Raw genomic sequence first — 26,209 nt, forward strand, 5'->3', positions numbered from 1 at the left:
AACTCTGAAAACAGTGAAGTGTCACATAACGATTTGTGATAAGTTTGCTGACCGCAGCTGTTGCCCCTAAAATTGCGAGGCTCTGCCTCGCGCTCCGGGATATTTAGAGCCAGGTGAAGCAAGGGATCCGCACTTCATCTGGCCCAAAATATCCCGGGGGAGTCGCCCGGCACGGGCGGCGGGGGCAGCGCCCCCTACCCTGTCTGTCAGACCTTCACCCGTTCGGATTTCGGGTCATACATCGGTTTAAGCGATGCTTCGGCTTTAACCTTCACGCCGCAAACATCGATCTCATAGGTTGAACCCAGAACGTCTGCGGCCTTTTCACCTTCGCACGGGACATAGCCCATTCCGACGGCACCACCGAGGCTATGACCGTAATTGCCGGAACTCAGGTAGCCGACATATTCGCCATCACGCACGATCGGCTCGTTGTGGAACAACAGCGGTTCAGGGTCGGTCAGACGGAACTGTACCAGACGGCTTTTCGGGCCGCTTTCTTTTCGTGCAATCACCGCCTCACGCCCGATGAAATCACAGCCTTTGTCCACCTTGACGGCAAAGCCAAGACCAGCATCAACCACGTGATCCTCACAGGTGATATCGTGGCCGAAGTGCCGGAAACCCTTTTCGATCCGGCAGCTGTCCATCATGTGCATACCACACAGCTTCAGCCCCATGTCCTGACCAACCTCATGCAGGGTCTCAAAGACGTGGCCCGCCATGTCTGAGGAAATATAGATTTCCCACCCAAGCTCACCCACATAGGTCACGCGATGTGCACGGGCCAGGCCCATTCCGATCTCGATCTGCTGGGCAGTACCAAAGGGGTTGGTCGCGTTTGTGAAATCGTTGGGCGAGACCTTTTCCAGCAGAGCCCGGGCGTTTGGCCCCATGACAGCGAGAACGCCTTCACCCGCTGTGACATCTGTAATGACCACACTGAAATCGCCGACATGGCGCATCATCCATGTCTGATCCGCCAAGCGTGTTGCTGCGGGGGTCACGACCAGATAGCCGGTTTCGGTCAGGCGGGTCACGGTGACGTCTGCTTCGATCCCGCCTGTGCGGTTCAAAAACTGCGTATAAACGATCTTGCCGATAGGGACTGAGTAGTCACCCCCGCCGATGTAGTTCATGAACTTTTCGGCATCAGGGCCTTCCACGCGAATCTTGCCGAAGGAAGACATGTCGTACATGCCCACATTCTCGCGCACGGCTCTGTGCTCGGCTGCGGAATTCTCGAACCAGTTCTGGCGCTTCCAGCTGTACTGGTATTCGCGCTCCTGCCCTTCATTCGCGTACCAATTGGCCCGTTCCCAACCAGCGATTTCACCAAAAACGGCGCCCTGTTCTTTCAGGTGATGGTGGAACGGGGTTCGGCGCACACCGCGTGCCGTAGCTTTTTGGCGATAGGGGTAGTGGTCGGCGTAGAGCAGCCCCAACGTTTCTTTTGAGCGTTCATAAAGGTATTTCTTATTGCCCTGAAACGGCTGCATCCGTCCGATATCAACATCGCCCAGATCAAAGGGCTTTTCACCGGTATCCATCCACTCGGCCAGGGACATGCCCGCGCCACCGGCGGACTGGATACCGATCGAGTTGAACCCGGCCGCGACCCAAAAATTGTCCATCTCGGGCGCCAGACCCAGGTGATAGGCGTCGTCGGGAGTAAAGGATTCGGGGCCGTTGAAGAAGGTGTGAATACCCGCCTCGGACAGCATTGGCATCCGGTTGCACGCCGCTTCGAGGATCGGTTCGAAGTGATCGAAATCCTCGGGCAGTTGGTCGAACTCGAAGTTGTCGGGAATACCGTTCATGGCCCAGGGTTTGGCATTGGGCTCGAATGCGCCCAACATCATTTTGCCCGCGTCTTCCTTGTAGTAGGCGCATTCATCTGGCACCCGCAGAACCGGCATCTGGCTCAACCCTTCAATGGGTTCAGAGACGATATAGAAATGTTCGCAGGCGTGCAGCGGCACATTCACGCCGGCCATCTTGCCTACCTCGCGCCCCCACATTCCCGCGCAATTGACAACCATATCACAGGCGATATGCCCTTGGGATTGCCCGTCATCACTGACCCAGTCGACACCGGTCGCGCGCCGTCCGTGCCGGGAAATCCCGGTCACCTTCACCCGTTCCTTGATCACCCCACCGCGTTGACGCGCACCCTTGGCCAACGCCAAGGCAATATTAGCAGGATCCGCCTGGCCATCGGTTGGCAACCAAACGCCACCTGCCACGCCGTCGAGGTTGATATGCTCATATCGCTCTTTGACTTCGGTCGGAGAAAGCTCTTCGACCGGCACGCCAAAGGCGCGGGCCATTGCCGCATTTCGGTGAAGCTCCTCCAACCGCTCACTGGTCAGGGCGACCGAAACGGACCCGACCTGACGCAGGCCGGTGGCGACACCGGTCTCTTCCTCAAGGCCCAGATAGAGCTCTGCGGAATAGCGCGCCAGTTTGGTCATGTTGGAAGACGCGCGCAGTTGCCCGATCAGGCCCGCCGCGTGCCAGGTGGTGCCGCTGGTCAGTTGCTTGCGTTCTAGCAGAACAACATCGGTCCAGCCCTTCTTGGTCAGATGATAGGCGACCGAACATCCGATGACGCCGCCACCGATGATGACCACTCGGGCCTTGCTGGGAAGATCAACCATCCTGAAATCTCCGCTGTGTCAGGTTTGGCGTAAACTGCCACGGAAGATCGACAACAAATGCACCAAAAACGTCACAAGATCAGCAGTTTTCACCGATGTGTCGAGGCCCGCTTTTCCCGCCGAACGACAAAAGGTGTGACCCCGAAGAAGCTTTTGTAAACAGAGGAAAACCCGTTCGGAAAACCACAGGCCAATCCGATTTCGCGAACGCTCATAGTGGTGTTCAGAAGCAGGTTATTGGCCTTGGCGAGCCGCATTTCGCGATAGAATCCGTTGGGCGTGGTGCCAAAGAAGGTTTTGAACTTACGCTCAAGCGAACGGTTCGACAGTTGTAGCGAATCGACGATCTGATTGATCGGCAGAGGGTCTTCGATATTGGCCTGCATGAGCTTGATGCACTGATCCAGCTTCACATCTCCGGTCGCCGTCAACTTTACCCCCGAGAATGGCTGCATCGAGGCGAAATCCCGGATGTTTTCATGCAACATGATGTCCGCCACGGTCATCTTTGCAGGCCCTGAGATATGGCGACCGATTACTGCCAGCGCGACATCTGTTGTCGCCTCCATTCCGGCACAGGTCACAACGGCGCCCTGTTCGGTTGCAATCGACAGTTTTGCTTCAAACCGGGCCCCGCGTTCCCGCAGGAACGAGGCATTCTCCCAATGGGTTGCCAAATCGTCTGAACCCTGTTCGTCGATATACCGGCTGGCCGCTTCCGCCAGCAAAAACACCTTGGCATCGCGGAAAGTATAGTCCGACACCACCCGCCCCAAAGACAAGTCCGGGTGATCCGGGTCAGAATTGCCGATCACGAAAAGATAATTCGCCTTGGGCTGGTTCTGCACGGGTTCCGTTTGCACCACCGCGTCGCTGCTGCTGGAGATCGGGCCACCTCTGAGCGACCGATAGGCAAAAGTGAACGGCGGCTTCGGACACACACGATTTGCCAGCCTGAGAACCTCGACCAATGAGGCCAGTTCAAGCAGCACAAATCCGGGTGCGACCAGAATATCGAAATGTTGCTGTATCGCCTGCGGTGATTCAGAAGCAACTTTCCTCATCGCTGTCACCTTAGACGATCTCGTGCCCGGCAGCACGCAACCGCTTGGCCAGCGCTTCGATGTGGTCCGGGCCAATTTCGCAGCACCCGCCGACAATCGTAGCCCCCTGATCGACCCAACGCATGACGTGATCCGCATAGGCATCGGGACCAAGATCATGGCGTTGATCCAACGCATCCACTGTCGGCGCGTCCTTTAGAAACTCATCCGAAATATGTGTAAAGCCGTTGGCGTAAGCGCCATAGGGCTTGTTCATGCCGGACAGGATACCCAGAGCAGCCAGGATCGCTTCGGGGCGCGAACAATTGATCAGCAGCGCGTCAGGCGAAAACTCTTCAACCAATGGCGCGACATCCCTGAGCTGTTCGCCAGACCTGAGGCGACTGCCATCGTCGTCATTGACCGTGAATGACAGCCAGACTGGTTTGCCACATCCGGTCGTTCCACGCAGCGCGCCCTCGGCCTCCTGCACCGAAGATACTGTCTCGATCAGAAACAGATCGACGCGTGCAGCCATCAAGGCCACAAGTTCAGCGAATTTTTCCGCCGCATCTGCCGGGTCGGGATTCAGGTCGGGTCGGTAAGAAGCCAGAAGCGGCCCCAGAGACCCGGCAATCCGCCCCCCGGTCGAAGTACAGGCACGTTCGGCCTGCGTCAGGGCAGTGTCGATAAGGGCGGGCATCTGGTCCTCCATCCCCACCCGCACCAGGCGTGAGCGGTGGACGGCGTAGGTATTGGTGGTGGCAACCGTGGCACCACTGCGGAAGTAGTCGCCATGCACCGCGCCGACCAGATCAGGGTGGTCGATCATCACACGTGTGGACCATAGCGGCGTCGCCCGGTCTCCGCTGCGTTTGACCAGTTCCTGTCCGATTGAACCGTCCAACAGAGTGATCTTTGTCATGTCCTTGCTCCTTAAGGCAGCAGCACGAGTTTACCCGGAAGGGTCTTTGCCTGAAAATCAGCCTGTGCGCGGGCGATATCCTTCAACGGGTAGGTTCGGGAAACCAGTGGTTTGATCCGTCCGGTATTCATCAACTCCACAAGGCGGCAAAAGACTTCGGGCGCCTGATGCGTGCAGCCGTGGATGGTGATATCGCGCAAATAGATGTCTCGCAGATCAGCCTCGACAATCGGGCCGGCAATTGCCCCCGAAACGGCGTAGTGCCCGCCGGGTTTCAGGGCAAGGATCAGCGATGCCCATGCGGGCCCGCCCACCACATCTATAACCGCGTCGAACATATCCTGCGGCGGCAGCTCATCCCGGCCAAATGTGCCCAACGCGCCTTGGGATTTGACGACCTCTGCCTTCGCTGCCGCCGTCACACCCCAAACCGACGCTCCGCGCAGCGCAGCAAGCTGCACCGCCGCCAGACCAACGCCGCCTGACGCGCCGGTGATCAGAACCTTTTGCCCTGCCGTCACGCCCGCGCGCGTCAGCAGGTTTTCGGCAGTACCAAAGGCACATGGAATGGCCGCAATTTCCACGTCTGACAGGGGCGATGCACTTACGTCATAAAGGTCATTTGCTTCAACCAGACAGTATTGGGCAAAAGCGCCATCAATCTCAGACCCGAGCGCAATAAAGCCCTGAGGGCTGCCGGGGCGCGGACGCGGCAGGTTGATCGGGCAAGTCACGCGCTGGCCCTTTTTGAACCCCGAGTTTGGCCCAACCTTTTCAACGATCCCGCACAGATCGCCCCCCTGAATGCGGGGAAAGTTCAGTGCGCCACCCCATCCGCCGGCTTCAATATCCTGATCGACGGCATCCGTCGCACCGGTGACATCCGATGAATACCAGCCGACCCGCGTGTTGATGTCCGTGTTATTCACGCCTGCTGCAGCGACCCGAACAAGCACCTGCCCCGGCCCAGGGGCCGGGACAGGGATATCGTCGCGCCATTCCAGCGCCTCTGGCCCGCCATGGCCGGTCAGATAGACGCCAGACATGGTCGCCGGAAGCGTCACGCGCGCAACCGCTCGTTCTCGGGGTCCCAGAGCGGCTGGTCCAGCTCTACCACGGCGCGGCATTTCTGGCCGTAGATTTCGACCTCAAGCTCAGTTCCCGGATTGGCAAGCTCGGCTCGGATCATGCCCAGCGCGATGGATTTACCAACACGGTAGCCCCATGCGCCGGATGTGGTTTCGCCCACGATCTCATCGCCATGCCAGATGCAGGACATATACGGCGCGTCGCAATCGCCCGCATCAACAGTCAGGGTGACGAAGGACTTTTTCACGCCTTGCTGCTTTTCGTTCAGGATTGCGGCCTTGCCCGGGAAGTCCTGCGGTTTGTCCAGCTTGACGAAACGCTCCAACCCGCCTTCAAGCAGGGAATAGTCGGTCGACAGATCGCCCTTCCAGGCGCGGTACCCCTTTTCGATCCGCAGCGAGTTCAGCGAATACATCCCGAACGGCTTGGCACCGGCATCGATGATCGCGTCGTAGATCGCAGGCATATCCGCATTTTCAGCGTGAACTTCCCAGCCCAGCTCACCAGCGAATGAGACACGCAGCAGAGCGACCCATCCGCCTTTGATTTCGCTTTCCTGAAAGCTGAGCCACGGCAAGGTCAGATCGGCCTCGGTAACTTTGCTGAGAATGTCCCGAGATCGAGGCCCGGTAACGATCAGCGTGCTCATCCGCGTTGTCCAGTCTTCCAGCGTGAACTCGGCATCGGCAGGTATGTGACGCTCAAGCCATTCACGGTCATGCCATTGCGCGGTCGCTGCAGTGACCAGAACGAACAGGTCTTCGGCCTCGCGCGTGACCGACATTTCGGTCAGGATGCGCCCGCGGTCATCTGCGAAGTAAACCAGCCCAACCCGACCAATCTTGGGCAATGCCCCTGCAACCAGACCGCGCAGCCATTCATCAGCACCCGGCCCCTGTATTTTGAACCGCGAGAAGCCCGGCAGGTCCAACACGCCACAATGATCGCGCACGGCCTCACATTCTTCCTTGATCCGCTGTTCCCACGGTCCGGACCGTCCCCAAGTGTGGGTCGCGTCGAGCGAGGTGTCATCACCGGGCTGTGCAAACCAGTTGGCGCGTTCCCAGCCGTTATAGGCCCCCATGACACCGCCGTGCGCGATCACCTTGTCATGCACGGGCGACAGCTTCTTGTCGCGTGCGGCAGGCCATTCATGGTGCGGGAAGTGCATGGCATATTCGTTGCCATAAACTTCCATGCCTTTCTGGTTGCAATAATCCTGATCGGTGTAATCGGTATAGCGGCGCGGATCGACGGCCCACATATCCCATTCGGTCGCGCCATCAACGACCCACTCGGCCAGAACCTTGCCTGCGCCACCGCCCTGCGCGATGCCGAAGGTGAAAGTATGCGCCTCGAACGCGTTTTTCACACCGGGCATCGGGCCGATCAGCGGCAGCCCGTCAGGCGCATAGGGGATCGGCCCGTTGATGACGCGTCCAACGCCCGAGGTTGCCATCAGCGGCACTCGCTCCATCGCATCGGTGACGATATCTTCGATGCGGTCCAGATCGTCATTCCACAGCTGAAAGCTGAAATCATCCGGCATCGGATCGTCTTCGGTCATCCAGTGGCCCTTGCAGTTGGGCTCGTAAGGACCAAGGTTGAAGCCGTTCTTTTCCTGCCGCAGGTAGTAAGAGACATCCACATCACGCAGCAACGGCAGCTTGGCACCGCTTTGCTTGGTCCATGCATCGATCTCGGGGATTTCATCGGTCAGCAGGTACTGGTGGCTCATGACCATTGCCGGAACGGTGCGGCCACCGAAGGGCTTGAACCATTCGCCCACACGCTGCGCATAGTATCCGGCTGCGTTCACAACATAGTCACAGGCTATATCGCCTTTGTCCGTGTGCACGGTCCAGGTGTCGTCATTATGCTGCGTCACGCCAGTCGCCGGGCAGAAACGGATGATCTTCTGCCCCATATCGCGCGCGCCCTTGGCCAGCGCCTGGGTCAGCTGCGCCGGATCGATATCACCATCCGTCGGGTCGTAGAGAACACCCTCAAGATCGTGCGTTTCCAGGAAGGGATAGCGCTCTTTCGCCTCTTCCGGGGTCCACATTTCCATCGGGATACCCTGATAGCGGCCCATCGCCATGGCGCGCTCGAACTCCTGCACACGTTCTTTCGAATGCGCCAGTCGGATCGAACCGGTCTGGTGGTAGTTCATCGGGTAATCGACTTCCTCACCCAGACGCGCATACAGCTCGGTCGAATAGCGCTGCATGTTCATGATCGCCCATGAGGTCGAAAAGGTCGGAACGTTCCCTGCCGCATGCCAGGTCGACCCGGCAGTCAGTTCGTTCTTTTCCAGCAGAACACAATCGGTCCAGCCTTTCTTGGCAAGGTGATACAGCGAGGAAGCCCCCACCACACCGCCACCGATTATGACCACGCGGGCTTTTGTTGGAAAATCACTCATGCGTTTTTGATCCTTGTTACTGTGCCTCTTGAGGCAGATCGTCCGTGATGTCGTAATAGTCGCCCTTGTCAGCCACAAAGATGTGCTTCGAGAGCGAAAGACCTGTGGGTGCGTCCAGCGCGCCCATGGAAATCGAAATCGTGTCTTCCTGGTTGTGTTGCCAGAAGAGGAACGAGCCACATTTGCTGCAAAATCCGCGCCGGGCGATGTCAGACGCGCAATACCAGCTGAGTGTGTCACTGGCCGAGAAACTCAGGTTGTCCTTATGGGTCGAAGTCGAAGCCCAGACATGGCCCGACTGTCTGCGGCACTGTCCGCAATGGCAGACCGAAGGTGGCGACAGGTCTCCGTCGATCGTGAACGCGACCGAGCCGCAAAGGCAGGATCCTTTGTGCATCTGACTACCCCCTTATTGCGGGTGTGGTGCTGGTCCCCAACAACACACCGTAGATGACAAAACAGGCCGCCATGATCCGGCGCACCCAGATATTGAACACCGCGCCCAGCGCTGCCCTGCCCATCAAGGCGCCCAGCGCCGTAAAGCCGGTGTAGCTGAGTGTGGTGATGACCAGCGCGGTCGGCATGATAACCCCCATCTGCTGCCAGATTGGGACCTCGGGCTGAACGAACTGCGAAAACGCGGCCAGATATCCGGCGACGCTTTTGGGATTGATCGTGGCCACTGCAAGCGCGTGCAGATACACATGTCGCGCCGGACGCTCGGAGGCTGGTGCGGGTCTTGTCGCATTCATCCAGCCGCGAATCCCCAACCAGATTAAAAATCCCGCGCCAATCAACTTGGCGACAAAGAACCCGGTCGGCGATGCAGCGATCAGGGCGGTCACACCCAGCGCAGACAGGATCAGAAAGGCGCTGGCCTGCGTGAGAATAGCCAATACGCCTAGCATTGCCCTTGGAAACGGAAGGCTCATCCCGTTCGAGATGCAATTGACCGCATTTGGGCCCGGCGTGGTTACGAAAACCACCCAGAAAAACGCGAATATGGTCCAGGCTTCGAACGACATCAGTAGACCGGCGGGGCGATGACCCAGATGGCCGCAGCGGGCTCGTCGTAAGGGTTGGCCCATTGATAAGGTTCGTGTCGGATCCGAAAACTGTCACCTGGCCCAACCGTGAACGCGCGCGCCCCGATTGTCAGGTCCAACTTGCCCGAGATCATGTATCCGACTTCCTGAGTCGGGCGATTGGCCGGTGTCTGCATCTGCGAGTTGGGTTTGAAGGTGGAATGCACCATTTCAAAATCATCGGTCAGATCCGGTGAGAGCAGCTCTTCGATCAACCCTTCTTCGCCCGACCCCATGGGGCGGCGCGAGCCGGCACGCACGACATATCCCTGCTCGTCCGCCGGTGCCGCCGAATGCGCAAACAACATCGACATGGGTACGCCAAGGCATTCCGCGATCTGCCTGAGGTCCGAAATCGACGGCTCGGACATGTCACGCTCAACTTGGCTGAGCCAGCCCACAGACCTGTCCAGCCGGATCGCAATGTCACTCAGCGTCAATCCTCGCGCCTTGCGCAGCGCGCGGATATCAGCACCGAGTGTCGCACTTTGCGGGGCCTGACTGTTCAAGGATAGCTCCAACGTTCGTGAAAATTTCACCTCTTTTTTCACGATGACTCGATTTCATGAAATTTCCAAGCATTTTTTCACGTGAATCTATATTTCGGATTGGCAATGCCCTGACGGCTCGGGCACTCAGCTAATATGGTAAACATAAATATCGGCGGTGTCCGAGGCGCGCTCCGGCCAAAGCGTAAAGCCTGTTTTTTCCAGAACGCGGGCTGAACCTGGATTGTCACGCCCGACCCCGGCAATGAGACGCACGGCAGGCCCAGGCGTCAATGCGTCCTGCAAGCCTTGCAGCAACTCGGGGGCGTAACCATTCCCCCAAGCGGTTTGAGCAATCAAATAGCCGATGTGAAGGCTTGGAATTGCCTCGGTGTCAGAACTCATGGCCAACACCATGAGGCCGATCAGGTGGTTACCGCGGCTTTGGCGCGCAAGCAGAATATCGCTTTCAGCACGTCTTTCATCAATCCAGTTCGAAATCTCCCGGCCCTGCAACTGCATCGGGGGCGGCAGGTGTTTCAGGACCTCAGGGGTCAGAAGCGTGACAAGATCATCTTCAAGCCGAACCCGCAATCGCGGATCGGCGAGTTCAACCTTCCAGTTGCGAACCGAGAGGCGCGGAGTTCGGAAATGGCCTGGGACCATGGTTAATCCAATACGGTTCGGGCTTTCCTGTTTTATCAAACCCCGAGCGAAATCGAAAAGAGGAAACCGGTAGGCGCACCTTGTACAGACCGAAAATCAATCAGGCCTGTGCGAAGGTCTTTGACAGGATCGCGGACAGGTTATCCGCATCTTCGGTTGAGAACGCGTCGGGTTGATTGCTGTCGATGTCGAAAACTGCAATCAGTTCGCCCGATGCGTTCCGGACCGGCAGAACCAATTCGGATCGGGTGGACGAGGCGCAGGCGATGTGACCCGGAAACGCATCCACATCCGGCACCAGTTGCACTTCGCCGGTGCGCGCTGCCGCCCCGCAGACGCCGCGTTCGAACGGGATGACGAGGCAGCCATGGCCACCCTGATACGGGCCAATTTTAAGCAAGCCCGGTTCTGTCACCCGGTAAAACCCGGTCCAGTCGAAACGGTCGTCGGAATAGTGGACCTCGCAAGCAACGGTAGCCATCAGGGCAACCTGATCGGTTTCGCCTTCGGTCAATGCTGCAATTGTACTTGCCAGCGCGCTGTAATCGACGGTCATAGGTCCCGAACCCCTTGGAAAACTCGGGGGCGCCGCCCCCGAACCCCCGGAGTATTTCGAAAAAGATGAAGGGTCAAATGCGTTCGATCGCGATAGCTGTTCCTTCACCGCCGCCGATACAGATTGCAGCAACCCCCCGCTTGAGATTTCGTTTCTCGAGCGCGTTCAACAAAGTGACCAGAATACGGGCGCCAGATGCGCCAATAGGATGGCCCAAGGCGCAGGCCCCGCCATTTACGTTTACCCTGTCGCGCGGCAATCCCATTTCGTGCATGAAAGCCATCGGCACAACTGCGAAGGCTTCGTTGACCTCCCACAGGTCGACATCATCCTTGTTCCAACCGATGCGGGACAGAAGCTTTTGCGCCGCCGGAACCGGTGCAGTCGTGAAAAGTCCGGGCGCTTGAGCATGGCTGGCATGTCCCAGAATCCGGGCCCGAACTGTCAGTCCTCGCGCTTCTGCCACCTCAGCCGATGCCAGAACAAGCGCCGCCGCGCCGTCGGAAATTGACGAGGAATTGGCGGCGGTCACTGTCCCGTCCTTGCGGAAAGCCGGTTTCAGTGTCGGAATTTTCTCGGGACGGGCGGATTTGGGTTGCTCGTCGACGGTCTGTACAACCTCACCCTTTCGCGTGCGCACTGTGACGGGGGCGATCTCGCCGTCGAAAGCACCGCTTTCTTGCGCGGACAGTGCGTTAGACAAGGATTTCAAGGCATATTCATCCTGCGCTTCGCGGGTGAACTGATACGCCTCGGCGCAATCTTCGGCAAAGGTTCCCATCAGGCGGCCCTTGTCATAGGCGTCTTCCAGCCCGTCAAGGAACATGTGGTCGATCACCTGACCATGACCGATGCGCGCGCCGCCCCGCATTTTCGGCAGCAGGTAGGGCGCGTTGGTCATGCTCTCCATACCTCCGGCGACCATTGTATCCGCATGACCCAATGCGATCTGGTCGAAGGCCATCATCGCCGCCTTCATCCCGGAACCACACATCTTGTTCAGCGTGGTGGCGGGAACCTCCTCGCCCAAGCCCGCCGCGAAACCCGCCTGGCGCGCTGGAGCCTGCCCCTGACCTGCGGGCAGGACACATCCCATCAACACCTCGTCAACCGTCTGCGCCCCTGCCTGCTTTAACGCGGCACGAATCGCTGCGCCACCAAGCTCGGATGCTGCGACACCGTCGAACATGCCCTGAAAACCACCCATTGGTGTTCTGGCAGCACCTGCAATAACAACATCTCTCATCCGGATAATCCTCCTGTCGTCCGGCCCTTGAATACCGAATGGTAAGAATTCGCGTCTAGCGTATTTCTACGACTCATTTTCAGATTGGAGGCAGCCGGACCATGGGGCTGACCAGCACATCAGACGGAACGACACAGATTATCACGGTTCACTCTGACCGGATCGACGCTGCGATGGCCATTCAGTTCAAAGAAGACATGCGCGCAGAGACCGAGGCCCGCGCCGATCGGGTTGTCCTGGACCTTTCAGGCGTCGAGTTCATCGATTCAAGCGGACTGGGCGCAATCGTAGCGTCCATGAAACAACTGGGACTGAACCGAAGGCTTGATCTGGCAGGCCCGCAGCCCGTGGTGGAAAAGGTCTTTCGCCTGACGCGCATGGATACCGTGTTCAGGTTGTTTGCAACACTGGATGACGCCCTGTCGGAACCAGACAGGTGACAACAGCAGGAGTGCGACAACGTGGAGCCCATTTGTAACGCGACCTGCCTGGAATTGAGCTTTCCCGCAACGGAAACAGAAGCCAGCGCGGGGATTGCGAAACTCAGCGCCGGACTGGCGAAACGAGGGTTGCCTCCGCACAAGGCGGACGACGTCAAGATCGCACTGGCAGAAGCAATCAACAACGTTGTGGAACATGCCTATATGGACGTGGCCCCGGCCGGGGTTCAGGTGACATGCCGATTGGACAGAAACCGGCTGGACATTCTGATTTCGGACACGGGCCATCCATTGCCCGGCTACGAACCACCAGACGGAACGCCGGCACCACTGGGAACCCGCATTCAGGATTTGCCCGAAGGCGGGTTCGGCTGGTTCCTGATTCATCAACTGACCAGCGACATCTGTTATGAGCGTCGCGACGGGTGCAATCGGCTATCCCTGCGATTTAACTTTGACAAGAACGGGTAATCAGCCGCAATTGGCCACAATAACGCCATTTTCGAAACATTGTCGCGCCGCAAATCGCCGCCATACAGTGACTCGTAGCTCAGATAGCTTCCCTCGGCGCCAATTATCACAGCCCCCACCCAGTGAACGGCGCCGAGGATCTCCCCCCAAACTTGAATTGACTGGACAACCGGCAATCAGAGAATAGCTTTCCCCTGTTTGAAGGAGAAAGAACCCACCATGCGTGATCTGCACAAACCTGGCCGGTCGGAAGTTTTTGCAACGCGGGGGATGTGCGCAACGTCGCACCCGCTAGCCGCCAAAGTGGCAATCGATATTCTTGAGCGCGGCGGCAACGCCATGGACGCCGCGATAGCAGGTGCGGTTCTGCTTGGCATCTGCGAACCGCAGATGACCGGGTTGGGGGGCGATTGTTTCGTTTTGTTCAGCCGTGCGGGCGAAAACCGGATACGCGCATTGAACGGATCGGGTCGCGCACCGGCCGCCGCGCGGGCGCAGCCCTTGCGGGACAAAGGCCTGTCGTCTGTACCGTTGAGCGGTCCGGATGCGGTGACTGTTCCCGGTGCCGTGGACGCCTTCTGTCACCTTGCAGAAACCGAAGGGCGATTGGGGCTGGGCGCGATTCTGGAACCCGCAATCCACTATGCCGAGGCTGGCGTTCCGGTGGCCCCTCGGGTTGCTTTTGACTGGAAAACCGGGGCGGCCACATTACAGGGTGCTGCGCGTGACCATTATCTGATCAATGGGCAGATACCGGTGATCGGTCAGATCTTTCGCGCCCCCGGTCAGGCTGAGGTCTTGCGCAGGATCGCCAGTCAGGGACGCGACGCATTTTATTCAGGAGACATTGCCGAGGATATGATCCGGGCCCTGTCTGCACGCGGAGGTGTCCACACCGCCAAAGACTTTCACTGCACCAAGTGCACTGAAACGCAGCCCATTCGTGGAGCCTACAAGGGTGTTGATCTGGTCGAACACCCGCCAAACGGCCAAGGAGCGACCGCGATCCTGTTGCTGAACATTCTAAAGCAATTCGATCTGGCCAGTATGGATCCATTTGGAGCGGAACGGGTTCATATCGAGGCTGAAGCCACCAAGCTGGCTTATGACGCGCGCAACCGGTTCATTGCTGATCCCGATCATGTCGCACGGGCCGAGCGGTTTCTTGATTTGGATGTTGCGGTCCGGCTGGCTGCATTGATTGACCCAAAAGGCGCAATGCCCGCAGCAGCACCTTTGACGGAAGCCATTCACAAGGACACGGTCTATATCACGGTGGTCGATCGCGACCTTATGGCTGTGTCGCTGATCTATTCGATCTTTCATGGCTTTGGATCAGGGATCGCATCCGAGAAATACGGTATCTTGCTTCAGAACAGGGGCGCGGGGTTCACGCTTCAGCCGGGTCACCCCAATGAACTGGCTGGCGGCAAGCGCCCGATGCACACGATCATACCGGGGATGTTGACCGAGAATGACCGTGTCACGATGCCATTCGGCGTCATGGGCGGTGCTTATCAACCGACCGGGCACGCGCGTTTCGTTTCGAACCTTAGGGACTTTGGGCTGGAGCTACAGGAAAGCATCAACGCGCCGCGTGCCTTTTTCGATGGGAATGTCCTGAAGCTGGAGCGGGGCTATTCCGACGAGGTAGCGAAACAATTGTCTGAAATTGGACACAATATTGAAATTCCAGAAACGCCACTTGGAGGAGCGCAAGCAATCCGAATCCGAAAAGACGGTGTTTTGGAAGGTGCCAGCGACCCGCGCAAAGATGGGTGCGCCCTTGGATACTGATCAGCGGCAGTACAATGCCGACCGGTTCGCCAAACCTAGTTCAGGTGGAAATGCAGAGGGTAAGCACCGTCTTCAAACGGGCCGAACATGTTGGAGATATCCGGGTGCTCGACCGGCTCTCCAGAATAGTCTGCAACCAGATTTTGTTCTGAAACATAAGCAACATAGAAGGATTGGTCGTTCTCTGCCAGCAGGTGGTAGAACGGCTGTTCTTTCCGCGGACGGCTGTCTTCCGGAATGGCCTGATACCATTCTTCTGTGTTCGAAAATTCCGGGTCCACGTCAAAAATCACCCCTCGAAAAGGGTGTTTCTTGTGACGGACCACCTGGCCCAATCCGTATTTCGCGCGTGTCTTTAACATTGTTTCGGCCCCCACCGCATTTACTAACGGTTTTTGGCCCGAAATGCCAATCATTGATGTGAAATTCAGGGAAACAGTCTGTGAACCTAATACTGACAGTGTTCGAAATCGTGGCCCCGGTTTTTCTCTTGGCGGCCATTGGCTTTACGTGGGTCAAACTGGGGTTCGAATACCGGCTGCAATTTGTGACACGCTTTGCAACGACGCTGGCAATGCCCAGTCTGATCTTTGTTGCACTCATGCAAACCGACATTCCGGGCGGAGATTTGTCGCGTTTCACGTCGGCAACTCTGGTCGCAAATCTTCTGCTGGCTGGGGTGTTCTGGTTGATTGTTCGCGGATTGAAACTGGATCAGCGCACGTACCTGTCACCGCTGATTTTCGGCAATACCGGCAATCTTGGCCTGCCGCTATGTATCTTTGCGTTCGGGCAGATTGGTTTGGGTTACGCGGTCATCTTTCTGTCTGTAACCGCGCTGTTTTCTTTCACCTATGGGATCTACCTAGTCGCCGGAAAAGGCGCATGGGGACAGGTCTTACGCCAGCCGATGGCTTGGGCGACCATTCTGGGTGCGGTGTTTTTGTGGCAGGGGTGGCAAACTCCGACATTTCTAACCAACACGTTAGAGCTTTTGGGGCAAATGGCTGTTCCGCTGATGTTGGTCACGGTCGGTGTGGCAATCGCCCGCCTGACCTCGCGTAGTCTGGGGCAAGCGCTCTGGCTGTCAGTCCTGAAACTTATCGTCTGCTTTGCGTTGGGCTGGGGGATTGGGGTGTTGTTTGATCTGGACACTGTCGCCTTTGGCGTTCTGGTATTGCAAATTTGTACACCGGTCGCTGTGACCTCATACTTGTTGGCAGAACGATTTGAAGCCGATTCCGATGCCGTTGCCGGCATGGTCATGGTGTCCACCGTACTTTCCGTGGCGGCGTTACCCATAATTCTTGCCATTATTTTATAGCGATTGTGATTTCCTCAGAGCTCAATCTGCGCTAGAATAAACAAAAAAAGGCATGAGGCACATGAGCAGAATTCTTATCGTACTCTTCGGGGTGCTGCTTTTGGCATCCTGTGGCGGCGGGTCAAAACAACCGCCCAGCAAACTGAACGACGCGTGCAGCATTGCGCACGAACGACCGGATTTTATCAAGGCTTTCAAAAGCACCGAGCAGAAATGGGGTGTTCCGGTTCACGTTCAGATGGCCACGATTTATCAGGAAAGCCGATATCGCCACGACGCGCGTACCCCGCACCGTTACGTGCTGGGCGTGATCCCGATGGGGCGGCAAAGCAGCGCCTATGGGTTCAGCCAGGCACTGGACGGCACCTGGGATCAATATCAGCGCGAAACCGGCAAGCGCCGGGCCAAGCGGGATCGCATCCGCGATGCCTCGGACTTCATCGGCTGGTATATGAACAAAAGCTATGAGCGCAACGGCATCCACCCCGGCGACACACGCAATCAATACCTAGCCTATCACGAAGGTCACACGGGGTACGCTCGCGGCACCCACAACAGCAAGTCGTGGTTGTTGAGCGTGGCCAATGACGTGGACGCGCGCGCGCAACTGTATCAGGCACAGTTGGCAAACTGCCGGTATTGACCAGCAAAAAGCGGGTCAGCGGTTGACTGACCCGCGTCTTTCCTTGTTCGAGAAAAGACCCTGATCAAGACCATTGCTTTCGGTCAACGCACCCAAAAGAACGGTGGTCTGGCTGCCGGCGTTGTCATGAATCACCCATTTGCGCAGCTCGACTGGATTATCGGTGAACATCAGTTCAATCCGACCTGCCTCAGGGTTCTTGGGGTCTTGCGCGGTGACCACTGTGGCCGTGCCGTCAAAGCTGTGGCCGACAACCATATTGGCCTGATCAAGATTCACGTTGCGTGCCAGCACAATGGATAGAGGCGTGCGCTTCAGCGGGTATTGCTCGGGCGGCTGGTTCGATTTCGGATCGAAGATCTGAACACTGCCCGAGCGTGCCAGTACCACAGCGCTGTTGGGCGGGTCATATTCGAAACGCATCTTGCCAGGGCGCTGCATCCACAGCTGTCCGGTGCTCAACGAGCCATCATCATTCACCTGCGTGAACGTTGTCTGAACCGTTTTCAATCCGTTCAGATAATTGGAAATCTGTGAAAGCGGCAGTTTTTCCGCCGCCCATGCGGCGGGTGCGGCCAGTGTCAAAGCAAGGGCAAAAGCAATCTGTTTCATGCTGTACAGATAGGCTGTCTGCCCTTGTTATTAAATATCCTATTGCTCGGGGACGAGGATTTCGCGTTTCCCGACATGATTTGCTGACGAAACAACACCTTCGTCTTCCATTTGTTCAACAAGACGCGCCGCCTTGTTATACCCGATGGCGAGTTTTCGCTGAATATAAGAGGTCGAGCATTTGCGATCCTTGATCACAATTGCCACCGCCTGATCGTACAGCGCGTCCTCTCCGTTCGTGTTGCCGCCAGTGTTCAGCCCCAGAACGGCGTCAATGTTGTCGACCTTGTCCTCGGCCGGGCCGTCCAGAACGCTGCCCACGTAATCGGGCGGACCGTATTGTTTGAGGTGGTTGACGATTTCCTCGACCTCTTCATCCGACACAAACGGTCCGTGGCAACGGGTAATTTTGGCGCCACCGGCCATGTAAAGCATGTCGCCCTGCCCCAGCAGTTGTTCGGCGCCCATCTCGCCCAGAATGGTGCGGCTGTCGACTTTCGACGTCACTTGGAACGAAATCCGCGTAGGGAAGTTGGCCTTGATCGTGCCGGTAATCACGTCAACCGAGGGGCGCTGCGTGGCCATGATCAGGTGAATGCCCGAGGCCCGTGCCATTTGCGCCAGACGCTGGATACAGGCTTCGATTTCCTTGCCCGCGACCATCATCAGATCGGCCATCTCATCGACGATGACGACGATATAGGGCATCGCTTCGGGCGCGAATTGTTCCGTCTCGAACGTAGGTTCACCGGTTTCATCGTCAAACCCGGTCTGCACCGTGCGGCTGAACAACTCGCCCTTGGCCAGCGCGTCCTTCACCCGGCCGTTGTAGCCCGCAATGTTGCGCACGCCCATCTTGGACATCTTGCGATAGCGGTCTTCCATTTCGCCCACGACCCATTTCAGGGCGACAACCGCCTTCTTTGGATCGGTCACAACGGGTGACAGCAGATGCGGGATGCCATCGTAAACCGACAGTTCCAACATCTTCGGGTCGATCATGATCAGGCGGCATTCATCCGGCGTCAGCTTGTAAAGCAGCGACAGGATCATCGTGTTGATCGCCACCGATTTACCCGAACCCGTGGTCCCGGCAATCAACAGGTGAGGCATCTTGGCCAAGTTCGCCACAACGGATTCACCGCCGATATCCTTGCCCAGCGCCAGCGGCAGCGCCTGATTGCCATCGCCAAAGTCTCGGCTGGCCAGGATTTCCCGCAGAACCACCATCTCGCGGTTTTCGTTCGGCAGTTCGATCCCGATCACCGAGCGGCCCGGCAGGGTCGAAACACGCGCCGACAGCGCCGACATCGAGCGCGCGATATCGTCCGCCAGACCGATCACACGACTGGCTTTCAGGCCCGGGGCGGGCTCCAGCTCGTACATGGTCACGACCGGGCCGGGGCGTACGCTGACGATCTCACCCTTGACGCCGTAATCGTCCAGAACGTTTTCCAGCATCCGTGCGTTTTCTTCCAAGGCCTCATCGCTCAGGTGATGGCGCTGGATACTGGCGGGGTTGGACAACAAGCCCAGAGGAGGCAGTTCGAAGTCAGAGTGCCGTTCCTCGAAGGACAATGCTGGTTGCGCTTCGGCCTGCGCACGACGAGACGGCAACGGTGTCCGGCGCACGGGCTGCGCCACCACAGGCTTGCGCGGTTCAGCCACCGGGATCTTCATCGCTTGACGCGGTTGCGGCGCGGCGTCGGTGACATCCTCGAAAACCGACTCATCATCGATATCCAACTCGGACGCGTAGTCGTATTGTTCTGTCCCGGCCTCATAACCGAACACAGCAGGCTCTTGCGCCTCTGGCGTGTCACCAGCGGACACCTGCGGCTCGGGGCGCAGCCCATACGCTGTCATCGGCGGTTCGGGGGGCAGTTCGGACGAGGGATGCTGGTTCAGGATCAGCGGATCGGGACGGCGTCCACGACCCTTGGTCAACGGTAGGTTGGGATCCGGCTCGGGTGTCATTTCGCCCACAGCAACCTTGCGATTTCGCACGGCGGCCGAGATTTTGGAGCGGATGCGATCTTCACCGGGCATGTCGTCAAAGCCCGCGATGGGTTCCGGGTCCACCAACTCAGGCTCGGGCATTGGATCAGGACGCCGGATAAGCGACGGCATTCGCGCCAACAGGCCTGATTTGACCGGAGGTTCAGGACGTCCCAATTCAGGTTCTTCAAAAACAGGATCGGCATACACCAGTTCGTCGTCAAACATCGCCTCAGCCGCTTCAGCGCGGGCGAGCTTGCGTTCTTCCCACTGCGCCCGGCGATCCCGCGCGGCTTGCGCGGCCGAGGCCGCACCACGCCCCATCAGCGTCATCAGCATGTCATAAGACATTACAAGGCCCAGGATGAAGGCGCGGAAGCCGCGTTTCACGTCGGCCTTGGTGAAGCCCAGCACAAAAACACCCAGCGTGGTCATGCCGACGGCCATGGCCAGCGACATCATTTTGACCAGAAAATGCGAAGAGATCGGCACTAGCGTCAGCAACGCGCCCATGACCGTGTCGCCGAACAAACCGCCCAAACCGTAGCTATGCGTTGCACGCCACTCGGCACCGGGAACTAGGGTTGCGGCATAGACCGAGGCTACAGCGATCCAGATCGGGGCAAAGATCAGGCGGGCAATGGCCCGGTCTTCACCGTAATGGCCCGCAAAACGCAGACCCCATCCAACCAGAACAAGCGCGATGCCCCAGCTTCCCCAGCCCACGATCATGAACAAGGGGGCTGCAATAGACGCACCAACCCGTCCCATCCAGTTTTGCACCGGCGCGTCGGTCGAAACCATCCAATTTGGATCATCGGGCGTATAGGACCAGATCATCGCAGCCGCGGCCAAGCCCAACAGGATCAGCGCGATACCGATCAGTTCCTTACTGCGTCGCTCCAGGGCTGCCTGTGTTGTGCTGTCCAGCAATGGGTCGCGGTTTCGCGCGTTATATGATGCCATTTTGCCCTCGTACCTCACGTATAGATGCAGTCGCGGAGTGTGATCAAACCGCGCTGCAACTCTGTTTTTGGGGCTACCAATGCAACCCGGATAAAGCCTTCGCCCGGGTTATTCCCCGGATCGCCTTGTGAAAGATATGCGCCCGGAAGAACCCGAACACCGGTATCCTTCCAAACCTTCAATGCTGCGTCCTCGCCGTTCTCGACCGGCAACCACAGAAAGAACCCGGCCTCTGGCGACATGTAGCCCTGCACGCCCGCAAACACTTCATCGGCAATGGCGTATTTCTCCTGATAGAGTGCGCGGTTTTGCTCGACATGTGTCTCATCCGCCCAGACGCGCGCGGCGGCGGCTTGCAAGGGCAAAGGCAGTGGGGATCCGGCATAGGTGCGCAGTTTTTTCACCTGGTTGATGGACTTTCGTCCACCTGCAATCAGGCCCGAGCGCAAACCGGCCAGATTCGAGCGTTTGGACAGTGAATTAAACAGCGTGATCCGTTCGGGATCAGCCCCCAGTTCCTGCGCGACGGTCAGAACCCCCGTCGGGGCTTGGTCACGGTAAATCTCGGAATAGCATTCGTCGGCAAAGATCCGGAAATCATAAGCCTCGGCCAGACGGATCAGGTCAGCCCAATAGTCGCGCGACGCAACCGCGCCCTGCGGGTTGGCCGGGGAACAGATATAAGCCACCGCTGTTCGGTTCAGCACATCTTCGGGCAGGCCGGAATAATCCGGCAGATGACCTGTCGCGGCGGTTGCAGGGACAAAATAGGGTTGCGCACCCACCGAAATCGACGCGACCATGTAGACCTGATAAAACGGGTTCGGGCACAGGATGATCGGTTGTTTGCCATTCTTCTGTTCCGGGCACAGCGCCATGGCCGCATTGTACAGCCCCTCACGTGTGCCGTTCAGCGCCATGACGTTGGCGTCAGGGTCCATTTCGACCCCATAGCGCCGCTTGATCCAGCCCGAGATTGCACCGCGCAGGTCTTCCGAGCCTTCGTTCGGCGGATAGCCCTGAAACCCGGCCGCGTTTTCCATGATGACATCCGTCACCCAAGCCGGAAAATCATGCGTGGGCGCGCCAATCGTCATATGAACGACGTCACCGCCCGGTTGATGGTGATCCAACAGGGCGCGCAAACGCGGGAATGCATATTCCGGTAGGTTCGAAAACCGCTCGGGAAAATCCATGTTACTGCCTCAATATCGGGGTCGTTTGCGCCCCGTTTTTTTGGCAGATTACAGTCCGCATACCTCTTCGTCCAGACAAAGAGGTTCCGAATCAGTGGATTGTGGCATTCAGGCCAATGCCGATTCTGCCGCTGACCCCAACCTCAACAGGGCCTCTTCCGAGTTCGGATACCCCATCATCATCAGCCCGCAACTGGGCGTTCCGGTGGGCAGGGTCAGCGCCGCAAGCCCCATCAGGTTGCCGATCCGCGTATTGCGAAGGGCCAGCAGGTTTTCTGTCACGTAATAGTCGTGATCGGTCATCAACCGGTCCAGATTGGGCGGCAAAATCGGTGCTGTAGGTGCCAGAACCGCATCGAACCCGGCAGTTGCCGCATCCCAGGCACTGCGGCACGCCTTGAGCCTGGCCCAGGCCGCGACATAATCGGGGCCGGAATAGCCCTTACCAATGCGAAACCGTTCCAGGATTTCGGGATACATTGCCCCTGGGTTGGCCTCGATCACATCGCGCCACAACCCATAGGCCTCGGTCGTGTAGACGATGCTGGACAGGGGCATCGCCTCGTTCAGCTCGGGCACGTCCAAGGGAACAATCTCAGCGCCTGCATCTGCAAGTTTCGCAATGGCCTCGTCATAAGCTTTTCGCGGTGCATCGCGCAGGTCGTCCTTGGCAATGTTCTGCAAATCGGCAAAGCGACGGTCTTTCAGCGAAGCACCCCTCAGGTCCGCAGGTGCCCCGCCTTCCAACAGGGCCAGCATATGTGCTGCATCTTCAACAGATCGCGCCAGTGGCCCGACAGTGTCAAACCGCAGGCAGAGCGGCACCACGCCTTCAAGGCTCAGCCGTCCGGCCGTGGTTTTCAACCCTACCAGATCATTCCATGCCGCTGGAATTCGCACCGAACCGCCGGTATCGGAACCAATCCCGCAGGCCGCCAGCCCCCAGGCAACCGACGCGCCCGCGCCAGATGAAGACCCGCCCGGCACCGCCGTTTCATCATGGATACAAGGGGGCGTTTCGGTGATCGGGTTCAATCCAAGGCCGGAAAAGGCCAGCTCGCTCATATGCGTCTTACCCAGACAGACCGTTCCCATCTGGGTTGCGTTGCGCACCACAAGCGCATCCGCATCCGGCACCCGGTCTTTCAGAAGCGCCGACCCGGCCTCGGTCGCGGTGCCGGCAGTGTCGAACAGGTCTTTCCAGCTGATCGGAACCCCATCCAGCAACGATCGCCGCAATCCCATTTTCGCGCGTTGCTGCGCGGCTTCAGCCTCGGCGCGGGCGCGGTCATGGGTGACGCGGGCATAGATGCGGTCGCGGTGCGGATGGGCGTCTATTGCGGACAGGTAGGTTTCCGTCAATTCAACCGGATCGATCTGGCCCATCCCAATGCCACGGCCCAAATCACACGCCGTCATGGTCAACCAATCCTGCATCCCGCCCCCTCCTGCTTTTTGGCTTGAAAGAACGGTAGCGACAGGACTGCACATGGACAATCCCGAAAGGGCGCGCATAGTGCAGGGCATGACACAGGCATCTGACATTCTGATCGTAGGCGGCGGGCTGAACGGCCCGGCTTTGGCATTGGCTCTGGCACAAACCGGACATTCGGTCACAGTGATTGATGCGCTGGAAGAGAAGGTCCGCAAGAATGCGGCATTCGACGGGCGAGCCTATGCGCTGGCCTTGGCGTCACAGCGCTTGCTGGTTGCCATCGGCGTGTGGGGCCGTGTTGCGGAACACGCCCAACCGATGCTGGAAATCAAGGTCACGGACGGCCACGCAGGTACAGGCCCGTCACCGTTTTTCATGCATTTCGACCATGCCGAAATAGAAGAAGGTCCGATGGGGTTTATGGTCGAAGACCGTCACCTGCGCCGCGCCTTTCTGGACGCTATGGCCGAAGAGCCCCGCATCACTCAGCTGAGTGGCAAGACTGTTGTGTCGCAACAAGCCGGCACCACTGGAGTGACCGTGACGCTGGACGATGGTTCGACGATGAACAGCAGACTGCTGATCGGGTGCGACGGTCGCCGCAGCGGCACTGCGGACCGCGCAGGTATCAAGCGCACCGGTTGGGATTATGGCCAGACCGCACTGGTCTGCGCCATTGAACACGAGTTGCCGCATCACGGCATTGCCCATCAGTTCTTTATGCCACCGGGCCCCTTGGCGATTCTGCCGCTGACCGGCAATCGCAGTTCCATTGTATGGAGCGAACGCACCGAGGCCGCGCAGCAGATCAACGCCTTGCCTGAGGATGAGTATCTGCAAGTGCTACGCCCGCGGTTTGGCGATTTCCTCGGTGACATCCACCTGGCTGGTGATCGTTTCACCTATCCTTTGAACCTGACCATCGCCAATTCCTTTATCGCTGATCGTCTGGCACTGGTCGGGGATGCTGCCCACGGGATGCACCCGATTGCCGGTCAGGGCCTGAACGCCGGTTTGCGTGACGTCGGCGCGTTGGCAGAGGTTCTGACCTTGGCAGGACGGCGCGGCGAAGACATCGGATCGCTTATGGTGCTGGAACGCTACCAGGAATGGCGCAGGTTCGACACCGCTGCTCTTGCGATGGCAACGGATGTCTTCAACAAACTGTTCTCAAACGACAACCCGTTGCTGCGCATTGGGCGCGACGTTGGTATGGGAATTGTCGGCGCACTGCCGGGGTTGCGGCGCGGTTTCGTCCGCGAAGCAGCGGGTTTGACCGGGGATTTGCCCAAGCTGTTGCAAGGGCAGCCAATTTAGTCCAGCTGCCGTGCCTCGTCGACCAGCATGACCGGAATGCCGTTGCGGATGGGAAAAGCCAGCCCAGCGGCCTGTGACACAAGCTCCTGCCTTTCGGCGTCATAGCGCAGGGTCGTTTGCGTCTGCGGGCAGACCAAAGCTTCGAGCATACGGCGATCAAAGGCGTGTTCAGGGTCAGTCATTGCAGTTTTTCCTCATTCGATCCGCCTCGCATTGCGAATTCTATCAATGTCATCAGCGTCTCGCGCCGTGTGCGCAGGCAAGGGGCCTCTAAGAGGGCCTGTTTATCTTCCGGGTCAAAGTCCAACAGCATGGACAGTGAGTTTACCAGCAATTCATCCTCGGCATCTTTCAGCGAATCCCAGTCAGTGGACAATTGCCGGGACGAAAAGAAACGTTCCAGCAAAGCCAGGAACTTGGTGCGATTGAACCTGTCGTCGTGTTCGGCCTTGCCAAGATCCCTGTCAAAGCCGTCCCACGAGACTTCGCATCGCCGATATGGCGTGAAAGCGTCCAGCTCTGACACCACCCGGAACCGGGACACACCGGTCAGCGTGATCAGATAACGGCCATCTTCCGTTTCGGAAAACTGGGTCACGCGCCCGACACATCCGATGCGGTGCAGTTTGTTCTCATCATGGGCCGAAGGATTTGGCTGGACCATCGCGATCAGCCGTTCCTTGGTCTTGAGGGCATCGTCCAGCATCTGCAAATAGCGCGGCTCGAAGATGTGAAGCGGCAAGCGCGAGCGGGGCAACAACAGCGCCCCGGGCAAGGGGAAAACGGATACGGTGTCCGGCAAGTCGGCGGGATGCATCATGTCCCAATTCTAGCTCTGATCAGAAATTAGGCAAATATCATCGAGCTGAGTTTGCGGCGACCATTCAGAACGATCGGGTCATTGGGCTTGAGCGCGTCAAAGATCGTGAAAAGCTGGGTCTTGGCGGCCCCGTCATCCCACTCACGATCCCGGCGGAACAATTCCAGCAATTGCGCCACGGCTTCTTCCACTTCGCCGTTCGCGTGCAAGGCCTGCGCCAGGTCAAACCGGGCCTGAAGATTATCGGGATCAGCATCAACGGCCGCTGTCAGATCCGCCACCGGACCTGCATCAGCCGCCTGCTTGGCCAGCTGCAATTGCGCATGCGCAGCCTCGACCTCGGCCGAGTTGGATATTTCGGCGGGTGCACCGTTCAGGATGGCCTCGGCATGTTCCAGATCGCCAGTGGCGATATGTGCCCGCACCAGCCCGCCATATGCTGCCGCGTGGTTCGGGTCTTCGCCAAGAATGGCGGCAAAAGTCTGCGCAGCATCTGCCGCGGCGCCGTCGCTCAGCATTTCTTCGGCGGCAACTACGGCGTCATCCAATTGGCCGCCCGGGCTTTCCCCACCTGACGCCTCGATCACGCGATCCACGAAAGCCTTGATCTCGGACCCCGGCAGCGCGCCCTGAAAACCGTCCACGGGTTGCCCTTTAAAAAACGCGTAGACCGTTGGAATCGACTGGATGCGCATCTGCGAGGCGATCATCTGTGCCTCGTCCACGTTGATCTTGACCATCTTCACCGCGCCTTTGGCGGCGGTAACCGCGTCTTCCAGCATCGGGCCCAGCGTCTTGCACGGGCCGCACCAGGGTGCCCAGAAGTCAACGATAACAGGCGTTTCCTGCGAGGCTTCGATCACATCGACCATGAAAGTGGCCTCGGTCCCGTCCTTGATCAGATCGGTGGCTGGGGCGGCTGCGCCGTTCAGGATGTCCATGGCAATCACTCTTTCGTTCGAACTTGCGCTCTATATGCAATCGCTTGTCGCAGAAACCAAGGGCAG

General features: G+C 58.4%; 26 protein-coding genes. 7 read left to right on the plus strand and 19 right to left on the minus strand.

Annotated features, from left to right (window positions below; genetic code table 11):
• Positions 1-206 precede the first annotated feature (206 nt).
• The 9 genes from ACR0M9_RS15995 to ACR0M9_RS16035 all read right to left on the minus strand — a co-directional run bounded on the left by ACR0M9_RS15995 (position 207) and on the right by ACR0M9_RS16035 (position 10,237).
• On the minus strand, positions 207-2,660 hold the full coding sequence (locus ACR0M9_RS15995; RefSeq protein WP_480774080.1) for a GcvT family protein: 2,454 nt from the start codon (positions 2,658-2,660) through the stop codon (positions 207-209).
• Positions 2,661-2,749: 89 nt separating this feature from the next.
• Positions 2,750-3,724: a GlxA family transcriptional regulator gene (locus ACR0M9_RS16000; protein WP_480774081.1), complete on the minus strand. Its 975-nt coding sequence runs from the start codon at positions 3,722-3,724 to the stop codon at positions 2,750-2,752.
• Positions 3,725-3,734: 10 nt separating this feature from the next.
• Positions 3,735-4,628 (minus strand): homocysteine S-methyltransferase family protein, encoded by an 894-nt coding sequence (locus ACR0M9_RS16005; RefSeq protein ID WP_480774082.1) that lies wholly within the window; start codon positions 4,626-4,628, stop codon positions 3,735-3,737.
• 11 nt (positions 4,629-4,639) lie between these two features.
• A complete protein-coding gene (locus ACR0M9_RS16010; RefSeq protein ID WP_480774083.1) occupies positions 4,640-5,674 on the minus strand; it encodes an alcohol dehydrogenase family protein in 1,035 nt (344 codons plus the stop codon).
• 14 nt (positions 5,675-5,688) lie between these two features.
• Complete coding sequence (locus ACR0M9_RS16015; protein WP_480774084.1) at positions 5,689-8,142, minus strand: GcvT family protein; 2,454 nt, start codon at positions 8,140-8,142, stop codon at positions 5,689-5,691.
• Between the two features lie 16 nt (positions 8,143-8,158).
• Positions 8,159-8,539 carry a GFA family protein gene (locus ACR0M9_RS16020; RefSeq protein WP_267365883.1) on the minus strand — a complete coding sequence of 127 codons (381 nt, stop codon included), beginning with the start codon at positions 8,537-8,539 and terminating at the stop codon, positions 8,159-8,161.
• 4 nt (positions 8,540-8,543) lie between these two features.
• On the minus strand, positions 8,544-9,167 hold the full coding sequence (locus ACR0M9_RS16025; protein ID WP_480774085.1) for a LysE family translocator: 624 nt from the start codon (positions 9,165-9,167) through the stop codon (positions 8,544-8,546).
• Positions 9,167-9,736 (minus strand): helix-turn-helix domain-containing protein, encoded by a 570-nt coding sequence (locus ACR0M9_RS16030; RefSeq protein WP_480774086.1) that lies wholly within the window; start codon positions 9,734-9,736, stop codon positions 9,167-9,169. The genes ACR0M9_RS16025 and ACR0M9_RS16030 overlap by 1 nt, the downstream gene beginning before the upstream one ends.
• Positions 9,737-9,862: 126 nt before the next feature.
• Positions 9,863-10,237, minus strand: coding sequence for a GNAT family N-acetyltransferase (locus ACR0M9_RS16035; protein ID WP_480492739.1), 375 nt, complete (start codon positions 10,235-10,237; stop codon positions 9,863-9,865).
• A 12-nt stretch (positions 10,238-10,249) separates the two neighbouring features.
• Between ACR0M9_RS16035 and ACR0M9_RS16040 the strand changes: the two genes are divergently transcribed.
• Positions 10,250-10,387: a hypothetical protein gene (locus tag ACR0M9_RS16040; RefSeq protein ID WP_480492740.1), complete on the plus strand. Its 138-nt coding sequence runs from the start codon at positions 10,250-10,252 to the stop codon at positions 10,385-10,387.
• 94 nt (positions 10,388-10,481) lie between these two features.
• Here ACR0M9_RS16040 and ACR0M9_RS16045 read toward each other — a convergent pair whose 3' ends face one another.
• Both ACR0M9_RS16045 and ACR0M9_RS16050 read right to left on the minus strand, forming a co-directional pair.
• Positions 10,482-10,937, minus strand: a complete 456-nt coding sequence (locus ACR0M9_RS16045; RefSeq protein WP_267365668.1) for a GAF domain-containing protein — start codon at positions 10,935-10,937, stop codon at positions 10,482-10,484.
• A gap of 73 nt (positions 10,938-11,010) precedes the next feature.
• Positions 11,011-12,183: a thiolase family protein gene (locus ACR0M9_RS16050; RefSeq protein ID WP_480774087.1), complete on the minus strand. Its 1,173-nt coding sequence runs from the start codon at positions 12,181-12,183 to the stop codon at positions 11,011-11,013.
• Positions 12,184-12,284: 101 nt separating this feature from the next.
• Between ACR0M9_RS16050 and ACR0M9_RS16055 the strand changes: the two genes are divergently transcribed.
• From ACR0M9_RS16055 to ACR0M9_RS16065, 3 genes are all read left to right on the plus strand, one after another.
• On the plus strand, positions 12,285-12,623 hold the full coding sequence (locus ACR0M9_RS16055) for an STAS domain-containing protein (RefSeq protein ID WP_267365666.1): 339 nt from the start codon (positions 12,285-12,287) through the stop codon (positions 12,621-12,623).
• 21 nt (positions 12,624-12,644) lie between these two features.
• Positions 12,645-13,094 (plus strand): ATP-binding protein, encoded by a 450-nt coding sequence (locus ACR0M9_RS16060; protein WP_267365664.1) that lies wholly within the window; start codon positions 12,645-12,647, stop codon positions 13,092-13,094.
• A gap of 219 nt (positions 13,095-13,313) precedes the next feature.
• Positions 13,314-14,891 carry a gamma-glutamyltransferase family protein gene (locus ACR0M9_RS16065; RefSeq protein ID WP_480774088.1) on the plus strand — a complete coding sequence of 526 codons (1,578 nt, stop codon included), beginning with the start codon at positions 13,314-13,316 and terminating at the stop codon, positions 14,889-14,891.
• Between the two features lie 35 nt (positions 14,892-14,926).
• Here ACR0M9_RS16065 and hspQ read toward each other — a convergent pair whose 3' ends face one another.
• On the minus strand, positions 14,927-15,253 hold the full coding sequence (hspQ, locus tag ACR0M9_RS16070; RefSeq protein WP_209504966.1) for a heat shock protein HspQ: 327 nt from the start codon (positions 15,251-15,253) through the stop codon (positions 14,927-14,929).
• A gap of 80 nt (positions 15,254-15,333) precedes the next feature.
• Between hspQ and ACR0M9_RS16075 the strand changes: the two genes are divergently transcribed.
• Together ACR0M9_RS16075 and ACR0M9_RS16080 are read left to right on the plus strand one after the other, a co-directional pair.
• The gene (locus ACR0M9_RS16075; RefSeq protein ID WP_480506411.1) at positions 15,334-16,215 is read left to right on the plus strand and encodes an AEC family transporter; all 882 of its coding nucleotides are present in this window, start codon (positions 15,334-15,336) and stop codon (positions 16,213-16,215) included.
• Positions 16,216-16,276: 61 nt separating this feature from the next.
• A complete protein-coding gene (locus tag ACR0M9_RS16080) occupies positions 16,277-16,858 on the plus strand; it encodes a transglycosylase SLT domain-containing protein (protein WP_209504968.1) in 582 nt (193 codons plus the stop codon).
• Between the two features lie 15 nt (positions 16,859-16,873).
• Here ACR0M9_RS16080 and ACR0M9_RS16085 read toward each other — a convergent pair whose 3' ends face one another.
• The 4 genes from ACR0M9_RS16085 to ACR0M9_RS16100 form a co-directional block, all read right to left on the minus strand.
• Positions 16,874-17,470, minus strand: a complete 597-nt coding sequence (locus ACR0M9_RS16085) for a LolA family protein (protein ID WP_209504969.1) — start codon at positions 17,468-17,470, stop codon at positions 16,874-16,876.
• A 39-nt stretch (positions 17,471-17,509) separates the two neighbouring features.
• Positions 17,510-20,434, minus strand: a complete 2,925-nt coding sequence (locus tag ACR0M9_RS16090) for a DNA translocase FtsK (protein WP_480774089.1) — start codon at positions 20,432-20,434, stop codon at positions 17,510-17,512.
• A 14-nt stretch (positions 20,435-20,448) separates the two neighbouring features.
• Positions 20,449-21,630 (minus strand): aminotransferase class I/II-fold pyridoxal phosphate-dependent enzyme, encoded by a 1,182-nt coding sequence (locus ACR0M9_RS16095; RefSeq protein ID WP_480774090.1) that lies wholly within the window; start codon positions 21,628-21,630, stop codon positions 20,449-20,451.
• Between the two features lie 108 nt (positions 21,631-21,738).
• A complete protein-coding gene (locus ACR0M9_RS16100; RefSeq protein ID WP_480774091.1) occupies positions 21,739-23,067 on the minus strand; it encodes an amidase in 1,329 nt (442 codons plus the stop codon).
• A 52-nt stretch (positions 23,068-23,119) separates the two neighbouring features.
• Here ACR0M9_RS16100 and ACR0M9_RS16105 point away from each other — a divergent pair, with 52 nt between their 5' ends.
• The gene (locus ACR0M9_RS16105) at positions 23,120-24,382 is read left to right on the plus strand and encodes an FAD-dependent monooxygenase (RefSeq protein ID WP_480774092.1); all 1,263 of its coding nucleotides are present in this window, start codon (positions 23,120-23,122) and stop codon (positions 24,380-24,382) included.
• Here ACR0M9_RS16105 and ACR0M9_RS16110 read toward each other — a convergent pair.
• The 3 genes from ACR0M9_RS16110 to trxA are packed head-to-tail and all read right to left on the minus strand — an operon-like array spanning position 24,379 to position 26,143.
• Positions 24,379-24,564 carry a Trm112 family protein gene (locus ACR0M9_RS16110; protein WP_209504973.1) on the minus strand — a complete coding sequence of 62 codons (186 nt, stop codon included), beginning with the start codon at positions 24,562-24,564 and terminating at the stop codon, positions 24,379-24,381. The genes ACR0M9_RS16105 and ACR0M9_RS16110 overlap by 4 nt on opposite strands.
• Positions 24,561-25,202: an LON peptidase substrate-binding domain-containing protein gene (locus ACR0M9_RS16115; protein ID WP_480506416.1), complete on the minus strand. Its 642-nt coding sequence runs from the start codon at positions 25,200-25,202 to the stop codon at positions 24,561-24,563. The genes ACR0M9_RS16110 and ACR0M9_RS16115 overlap by 4 nt, the downstream gene beginning before the upstream one ends.
• A gap of 26 nt (positions 25,203-25,228) precedes the next feature.
• Complete coding sequence (gene trxA, locus ACR0M9_RS16120) at positions 25,229-26,143, minus strand: thioredoxin (protein WP_267364326.1); 915 nt, start codon at positions 26,141-26,143, stop codon at positions 25,229-25,231.
• Positions 26,144-26,209: the final 66 nt, after the last annotated feature.

This window comes from Ruegeria sp. CH2, assembly GCF_056537065.1.